This window comes from Gelidibacter sp. (assembly GCF_039916245.1).
Taxonomy (GTDB): domain Bacteria; phylum Bacteroidota; class Bacteroidia; order Flavobacteriales; family Flavobacteriaceae; genus Gelidibacter.
Genome location: NZ_JBDSLS010000226.1, coordinates 1 through 8064, shown reverse-complemented (window position 1 = coordinate 8064; position 8064 = coordinate 1). Strand labels below are relative to the sequence as shown.

Below are 8064 nucleotides of genomic sequence, written 5' to 3'. Positions count from 1 at the left end.
GATTGCATGAAAACTGGCGCTGTTATTATTGATGTCAGCATTGATATGGGGGGCTGTTTTGAAACCAGTGAGGTCACAACCCATGACAAACCCACCTTTGAGCGTAACGGAATTGTACATTATTGTGTACCAAATATACCGGCGCGCTACTCCCGATCCGCCTCAGTAACAATAAGTAACATGTTCACGCCTTATCTTTTAAAAATTGCAGACGACGGTGGGATTGAAAATGCGCTACGTTTTGACCGCGGATTAAAAAATGGATTGTACTTTTACCACGGTATTTTGACAAATAAATCGGTAGCCGATTGGTTTGATCTAAAATACAGCGACGTCAATCTTTTAATTTTTTAAATTGGAACTTAACACCAAGAAAAGACAATAGATTGGTGGTTGCATTGCAATTTGCAATGGGCATTTGATTTTAAATTGTAGCGACCGTTATACATTGATTTCTATAGAAATGAGACGGTCATTATTCTCTGAGCTATGATTTGTGCTTTTAATCAGTTTTTTTACCACGATAATTAAATTTAGCTCTACTTTGGACGTGAAAATGAATAACAAGCGTTGTATATCACTTTATTTAACAAATTGTTATGTTTTCAAATGAAACATTTATAAAAAATTATCTAGATTAAACTTAACCAAAAATGAATGCTCAAACAATAGAAAATAAATATAGGTCTTTAAAAGAAAAATCTGGTACACATTCACCAAGTTTGGCTTCCATACAGGAATTTATTCCAGACTTAAAAATCAAGGTGGATGCTTGTTTTTTATCAAATCCCTATGCTACAGAGTTGTTCTTGGAATACTTCAAGAAGGAAATGATTGATACTGGAAAAATCAATGCATTATTAGAGTTTTATCCTTCTCAAAATAATGTTATTGCTGGTTTTATTGAGAAACGTCTTAATATTGATGAGGGACATGTATTTGTGGGAAATGGGGCAATTGAGGCCATACAAGCTATTATACATAATTATTGTGAAGGAAAATTAATGATTACGATTCCTACATTTTCTGCTTATTACGAATATGCAATATCAGAGCAAGAGGTTGTACATTACCAGTTGAATAAAGCTGAGAATTATAGACTAGATATAACTGATTATATTAAACAAGTAGAAAAAGAAAAACCAAATACCATTGTTCTAATTAATCCAAATAATCCAGACGGAGGATATATAAAATATGATGATTTACTTTTTGCCCTTGACAAACTTAGCTGGGTAAAGAATATTATTATTGACGAAAGTTTCATCCATTTTGCATATGAAGATAGTGATATGGAGCTAAAATCAGTGGTGCCAAATGTCATCAATAAAGATAATGTATATGTCATAAAAAGCATGTCCAAAGATTTTGGTATTGCGGGTGTTAGATGTGGTTATGCCATTATGGCGAAGCAAAAAGTTCAAGATCTATTAAAAAATGGCTACTTATGGAATTCCAATGGTTTAGCAGAATATTTTTTTAGATTGTATGCGCGACAGGATTTTCTTGATCGCTATGATTTGGTAAGAAGAAAATATATTACCGAAGCATTGTTCTTTATTTCTGAGCTCAATCAAATCAAAAACATAAAAGTATACCCATCAAGAGCCAATTTTGTTTTAATTGAACTGCTTAATGGTGCCAATACAACGGACGTAACCGCTAAACTTATTGCCAATCATGGTGTTTATGTAAGAAATTGTGATGATAAAATTGGTCTGGAGGGACAGTTTATAAGAGTGGCAGCAAGATCACAAAAAGAAAACAAAATTATTATAAAGGCAATTAAAGAGGTTATTGAAGGTTAAGGATTTTTGAATAAAGACATCGCTATATTTTATAATCAGTTTTATTTAAAAAAGCTTATGAGGTTTTTAAAAGAGTAAGAAAATAATAAACATTAGTTTATTTTAAATTTGGTCAATACTTAGCACACACATTTCTGTACATCAACATGCGGGTTTATTCAAATGTAAAAAACAATTCCGGCACAGTTAAAAATGATTGAGATAGCAAATAACGCTTTTAATTCTCAAAACATTTGGATCATTCCAAACTGAAAGGAAATATAAAGATATACAAATATAACCTTTTGATTTAAAAAAAGCAATTTGACTTTTATGACATTACTAGTAGTTACAACTTTTGTAGAACATACATCAAGCTCTATCATCAATTTAAAAAACAACTAATGAAATGGCCAACCATAAAATTGGATAGACAAGAAATTAATAGAATCAATACCATTTAATAAATGTATCAATTTTTTTTAGACAGATTTAGAAGGCTTGTTGCCTTTACTTCAGTAAACTATTACGTGAGGGTAAAAACAGATAAAAGTGGCGTTATAGCCAGTAAAGATGCCGAAGTTTACCTTTGGTTACCGAGATTTGGATGGCGCTATTACATCAGTGATAAGGTTATTAAAGATTACGGAAAAATTAATGCATTATCCAAAACAGGAATTAAATTTAAGATTATAAGATCGCAAAATATTGGTAAATTATCTAATAAGATCATTCATCTCAACTATTGTGCTATGTATAATTGGAATTATAAATTTAATGACTACACCCAACAACTCCATTTCATAGTTCAACAATTGGAAAAACAAAATAATTCAGTTTTCCCTTCTTCCAAAGAAATTTATTATTGGGAAAATAAAGGATATATGCATAAAAAATTTAAGGAATACAATATATCTGAGCCAGAAACCACGCTATGTAAAACAATTTCAGAAGTTAAAAATTTGAGTTGGGATTATCCATTTTTAGTTAAGGAAGAACATTCATCAGCAAGTGAAGGCGTACATAAAGTTACATCGGTTTCTGATTTAAATATGCACGAGCAAAAATCTACTTTCAAACCAAATGAGTATATCATTGTTCAAAAACTCATAGACATGCGAAAAGATTTAAGAGTAATTTTAGTAGGAAACGAAATTGTGCATTACTATTGGAGAATAAATAATCAAAATGAGTGGAAACCAACATCTACTGGTAGAGGAAGTTCTGTAGATTTCGAATTTTTTCCTGAACAATGGCGTTCTTTCATCATAAGTGAGTTTAAAAAATTAAATATTCCAACAGGTGCATTTGATGTGACTTGGAATAAAGATAATTTGAACTCTACTCCTTTGATATTGGAAGTTAGCCCTACATATCAGCTTAACCCGAAAATTACGAACAAAAAACATTTAGCACATTACGGTAAGTTCAAGAAATCTTCATTTTTCGGAAAATACAGTTATATTAATCAATATATTGAACAGACCTACGATGTATTAGAAAAATGTATTCAACATAACCATTTGGAATATAAGGATTAGCACTGTATTGTGAAAAAATAAAATTAACATGAATTGTTGGTTGGATTGTAAAGTTTACCCATTTAATTTTATTATTACTATTAGGATCGGATTTAAGATTGGTGTTTCAATAATGACTAGGTAGGAAACTGCTCCAAATAAATTTTGACGCAGCAGATAAAATTTTGATTCACATGTTTTACAAGAGTTTTTAGTAAATATTAAAAAGATCGGGATTATCAACAAAACTCTAATGGCCTTTAGCTGTTTAAAGCTATACTAATTACAACAAGTTTTAATCTGATAAAATTAATTAGAAAGTAGATTAAATATCATTGTTGTCCGATAATAATCTAAATTAACAAAAAAAGCCTTGGCATCCCGTTATTTTCCTGAATTAGGTTCTTGTCTTCAAAACAGAACCCCTTAAGGTTCGAAAATGCTTAACTGTCCAATATTTTTCATGGTAATTTCTTCCCATTTCGAATCTGGGTTCTTGAGAAACTTCAACAGGTCGATATAGGACATCATATTGGAATATGCCCAACTTCTCTTTGCTTTTCTCTGTATGACAAGCATAATAAGCTGAATGATTAGACTGATCCAAATCTGGATTTCTATTGTATTTTGATTGTCACCCAAAAAGTATTTGAGCGGAAAGTTCTGTTTTAGCCGTTTGAACATGGTCTCAATCTGCCAGCGGTTCTTGTAGATATCCGCGATCTTGTCGGCCTCCAGTTCATAGTTGTTGGTGATGAACTCATATACCTTGAGCTTCTCGTGGTGCCAAAAAGCTATCCTTCTTAGGTGAAACTCGTTGCCATCTTTATCGGTAAGCGTTATTTTTTCATCCTTTAGGACGGCATCGTCCACGCTGTCAGGTATATCAAACTCTTCAAGACTTCTATAGCGTGCATTGCTCTTTTGCCTGGTCACGAAGTAGATGCCGTCCAATGACCATTGCTGGTATTGTTCGTAATCCACATAACCTTTATCAAATACAACAAAAGAGCCTTTTTTCAGATCAAGTTCCTTCAAAAATATGTGATCGTGGGTTGCGGCACTTGAAAACTTTATCAAACAGGGAACATCTTCCATCGCATTGATCATTGTGTGCATCCTTATCCCACCTTTCTTTTTGCCGTTGAGCGAGTTTCGACCAGCACCTCTCAGGATATCGCTAAAGAGCGTTATTGTTGATGAATCGACTATTTTAAGATCTTTTATGGCGGGTTCCCTGATCCTGCTGCCCGATAAAAACTGGCGATAGCGTTTATAGAGGCCTGCGTAAATATCGGCAAAGACTTCTGAGTTCCTTCGCTTGTTGGCATCCGACAATGTGCTGCGCTTTGGAAAGTCCCTTAGTCCCAAATGGTTGATACTTCACCTCGCAGGCGAGCATTATACTGGTGACCTCGCGAAGTGAACTACAGCCACTGATAACGGCGAAAATCATCGTAACCAAGTGGTCATAGGTCGTGAACCTCTTGGTATACCTGTCGCTATTGTGCTTCTTTGCTGTCCGATAAATATCTTTGGTGTCAAGAAAGTTTAAAACCTGTATGATAATTGGTTGTCCGCTGAAATTTTTACTTTTGTTCATATCGGAAGTTTTGTGGTAAAAACCAAAATATAAATAAAGCGGGAAATCCTTATTGGAAATCCCGCTTTTAAAAATGTTTATCGGACACTAATGAATAAATATATATCCTTTTGTTATAGGTTTTAATAATAGTTTGTATTTTTACCTCGACAACTTAGATTTAACTATGATCTTGAATTAAATTTGGGATATGTCAATCTTCTAATTTTTTAAAATGAAATTCATACATCGTTTAGGCTATTACTTAGGTGGCTTTTCTATCGGTATAATTATTTTGGCTTTTTTCTTAAGTGGAAAAAAAACCTCTTGTGCCTACAGTCCGAATGCACGGACTATAAAAAGTATTTCGCAAAAACCAAAATCATATTCAGACGAAGCACTGTCAGCAATGCGAACCTTTGAAATGGACACTACTGTGGTTTCTGATATGATTCAATATGGCTCGGTTAATTTCTCAGAAAGTGATACCAAAACAGAAGACTGTAAAACCTATATTCTTAAAAACAGTTATAAAGATCAAAAGTTCAGATTTCAAATTAAAAACTGTGATTCTTTAGCAACTATAGAGTCCATAGTCCCTTATAAAAAAGACTGAGCCACAGGTATTACCCGTGGCTCAATCCATAAACTTCATTAAAGTGACTATCTTACAACCACCTTTTTGGTTATTACTCTTTGGTTATCTACCAATTGAAGAAGATAGACTCCCGATGCATAGTTCGATAGATTAAGTTTTTTATTATAACTCTGATGATCACTTTCATTAATGATTTCGTTGTATAATGATTTACCTGAAAGATCATATAAATGAATGCTTGACAGATTGGTCAAACCCGATATTTTTATATTAAGCTCACCATCCGTTGGATTTGGATGAATCAAAAACTCAAGGGGAGCAGAATCTTCCATGATGTTATCATCGACTAAGTCTATGACTTTTACTGTAACATTAGCCGTATCAGAATCGAGGTCGTGATAAACCATTACTGAATACTCTGTGTCTTCCAATGGGCTTACTGTAATACTTCTTGTCGTCTCTCCTGTGCTCCAAAGGAATTCGCTGTTTTTAGGGCCTTTTGCAGTTAAAACGGTCTTTTCATTACGATAAATGGTTACATCGCTACCTGCATCAGCTACTATTTTTTCAAAAACACTGACTTTAATAGATCTTTCAGCAGCGCACTTATTGTCATACCCAGTAACACTGAAGGTTTGAGTTGCATTAGGGCGAACTGCAATATTTGGCTGGGTTGCACCATTATTCCATTTGTAAGTTTTTGCTCCAGTCGCAGATAAGGTTATAAATTCGCCTTCTAGTATTGAGGCTTCAGAACCATTTGTAATTTTAACATTCGGATTTGGATTTACATTAACAACAGCTTCATCTGTACCAGAGACATTACCAACATAAGCCGTAACAGAATATTTTGTTGTGTATTTTGGGTTAACTGTAATACTTGCTGTCTTAGCACCGTTACTCCATACATAATGATCTCCACCCGTTGCAGTCAACGTGACTGATGATCCTTCACAAATATTTTGATTACCACCTGCACGGGCAACTACTACTTGGGGATTCACTACGGTAACATTAACCGTATCCGTTGCCTCACAGCCATTTGATATTCCAGTTACAGTGTAGGTCTGGCTTGCCGTGGGACGTACGGTAACAGTTGCGCCAGTGGCACCAGTACTCCACTTGTAAGTAGTGGCTCCTGTTGCCGTTAAAGTTGCACTCTCTCCCGCATTAATTGTGATATTGTTTCCCGCATCTACCTTTGGCAATGGGTTGACGGTCACTTTGACCGCATCCGTATCTGAATTTGCACCAGTACTGTCATAAGCCGTAACTGTATAAGTCGTGGTAGCATTTGGCTTTACAGTGATACTTGCCGTTTTGGCTCCATTGCTCCAAAGATAACTAGAACCTCCAGTAGCGGTTAGGGTTACGCTTGTACCTGCACAGATGGTTTGGTCAGCCCCTGCATCGGCAGTAACTCCAACTGGATTTACAACGGTAACTCTTACCGTATCCGTTGCCTCACAGCCATTTGATATTCCAGTTACAGTGTAGGTCTGGCTTGCCGTGGGACGTACGGTAACAGTTGCGCCAGTAGCACCAGTACTCCACTTGTACGTAGTGGCTCCTGTTGCCGTTAAAGTTGCGCTTTCGCCTGAAGTGATCGTAACATTGTTCCCTGCATCCACTACTGGCAAAGGATTGACTTTTACAGTAACATCATCTTTAGCAGAATTTTTTCCCGTGCTGTCAAAGGCAGTAACGGTGTAGGTCATCGTTTGATTTGGGCTTACTGTGATGCTTGCCGTTTTAGCTCCTGTACTCCAAAGATAGGTAGAACCTCCGGTGGCCGTAAGTGTTGCGCTTGTACCTGCACAGATACTCTGGTCAGCCCCTGCATCAGCAGTAACTCCAACTGGATTTACAACGGTAACTCTAACCGTATCCGTTGCCTCACAGCCATTTGATGTTCCAGTTACAGTGTAGGTCTGGCTTGCCGTGGGACGTACGGTAATACTTGTAGTAGTAGCACCTGTGCTCCACTTATAAGTAGTTCCGCCTGTGGCCGTTAAAGTTGTGCTTTCGCCTGAATTGATCGTGACATTACTGCCAGCATCCACCCTTGGCAAAGCATTGACCGTTACTTTCACTTCATCTGTATCAGAGTTTTTTCCTGTACTGTCGTAGGCCGTAACCGTGTAGGTCGTCGTTTGATTTGGGCTTACCGTGATGCTTGCGGTTTTAGCTCCTGTACTCCAAAGATATGTAGAACCTCCGCTGGCAGTTAGTGTTGTACTTGTACCCGCACAGATGCTCTGGTCAGCCCCTGCATTGGCAGTAACTCCAATAGGATTTAGAACGGTAACTTTTACCGTGCTAGTAGCCTCACAACCATTTTTTGTTCCAATTACGGTGTAGGTCTGGGTTGCCGTGGGACGCACGGTAATACTTGCAGTGGTCGCACCTGTGCTCCACTTATAAGTAGTTCCGCCTGTGGCCGTTAAAGTGGTGCTTTCGCCTGAATTAATCGTGACATTGCTGCCCGCATTCACTATTGGCAAAGGATTTACTTTTACTGTAACTTCAGCTTTAGCAGAATTTTTCCCTGTGCTGTCATAGGCCGTAACAGTGTAT

Annotated in this window: 6 protein-coding genes and 1 pseudogene; 4 read left to right on the top strand and 3 right to left on the bottom strand. The window is 36.4% G+C overall.

Features of this window, described 5'->3' with window-relative positions; translation table 11 throughout:
* The 3 genes and pseudogenes from ABIQ28_RS12040 to ABIQ28_RS12030 form a co-directional block, all read left to right on the top strand.
* A pseudogene (locus tag ABIQ28_RS12040) lies at positions 1-354 on the top strand (alanine dehydrogenase); the annotation flags it as partial.
* A 299-nt stretch (positions 355-653) separates the two neighbouring features.
* Positions 654-1808: a histidinol-phosphate transaminase gene (locus ABIQ28_RS12035; protein ID WP_348037630.1), complete on the top strand. Its 1155-nt coding sequence runs from the start codon at positions 654-656 to the stop codon at positions 1806-1808.
* A 446-nt stretch (positions 1809-2254) separates the two neighbouring features.
* Positions 2255-3328 carry a hypothetical protein gene (locus ABIQ28_RS12030; protein ID WP_348037628.1) on the top strand — a complete coding sequence of 358 codons (1074 nt, stop codon included), beginning with the start codon at positions 2255-2257 and terminating at the stop codon, positions 3326-3328.
* Between the two features lie 405 nt (positions 3329-3733).
* Here ABIQ28_RS12030 and ABIQ28_RS12025 read toward each other — a convergent pair whose 3' ends face one another.
* Positions 3734-4678, bottom strand: coding sequence for an IS4 family transposase (locus ABIQ28_RS12025; protein WP_348037626.1), 945 nt, complete (start codon positions 4676-4678; stop codon positions 3734-3736).
* A complete protein-coding gene (locus ABIQ28_RS12020) occupies positions 4581-4910 on the bottom strand; it encodes a DUF4372 domain-containing protein (RefSeq protein WP_348037624.1) in 330 nt (109 codons plus the stop codon). The genes ABIQ28_RS12025 and ABIQ28_RS12020 overlap by 98 nt, the downstream gene beginning before the upstream one ends.
* Positions 4911-5124: 214 nt before the next feature.
* Here ABIQ28_RS12020 and ABIQ28_RS12015 point away from each other — a divergent pair, with 214 nt between their 5' ends.
* Positions 5125-5505: a hypothetical protein gene (locus tag ABIQ28_RS12015; RefSeq protein WP_348037622.1), complete on the top strand. Its 381-nt coding sequence runs from the start codon at positions 5125-5127 to the stop codon at positions 5503-5505.
* 47 nt (positions 5506-5552) lie between these two features.
* Here ABIQ28_RS12015 and ABIQ28_RS12010 read toward each other — a convergent pair.
* Positions 5553-8064, bottom strand: a 2512-nt coding sequence (locus tag ABIQ28_RS12010; RefSeq protein WP_348037620.1) for a T9SS type A sorting domain-containing protein, incomplete at its 5' end; no start/stop codon positions are given.

Excerpts from the sequence above, each read along its gene's own strand:
- ABIQ28_RS12035 (WP_348037630.1), top strand. The coding sequence starts at position 654 with ATGAATGCTCAAACAATAGAAAATAAATATAGGTCTTTAAAAGAAAAA.
- ABIQ28_RS12030 (WP_348037628.1), top strand. The coding sequence starts at position 2,255 with ATGTATCAATTTTTTTTAGACAGATTTAGAAGGCTTGTTGCCTTTACT.
- ABIQ28_RS12020 (WP_348037624.1), bottom strand. The coding sequence starts at position 4,910 with ATGAACAAAAGTAAAAATTTCAGCGGACAACCAATTATCATACAGGTT.
- ABIQ28_RS12015 (WP_348037622.1), top strand. The coding sequence starts at position 5,125 with ATGAAATTCATACATCGTTTAGGCTATTACTTAGGTGGCTTTTCTATC.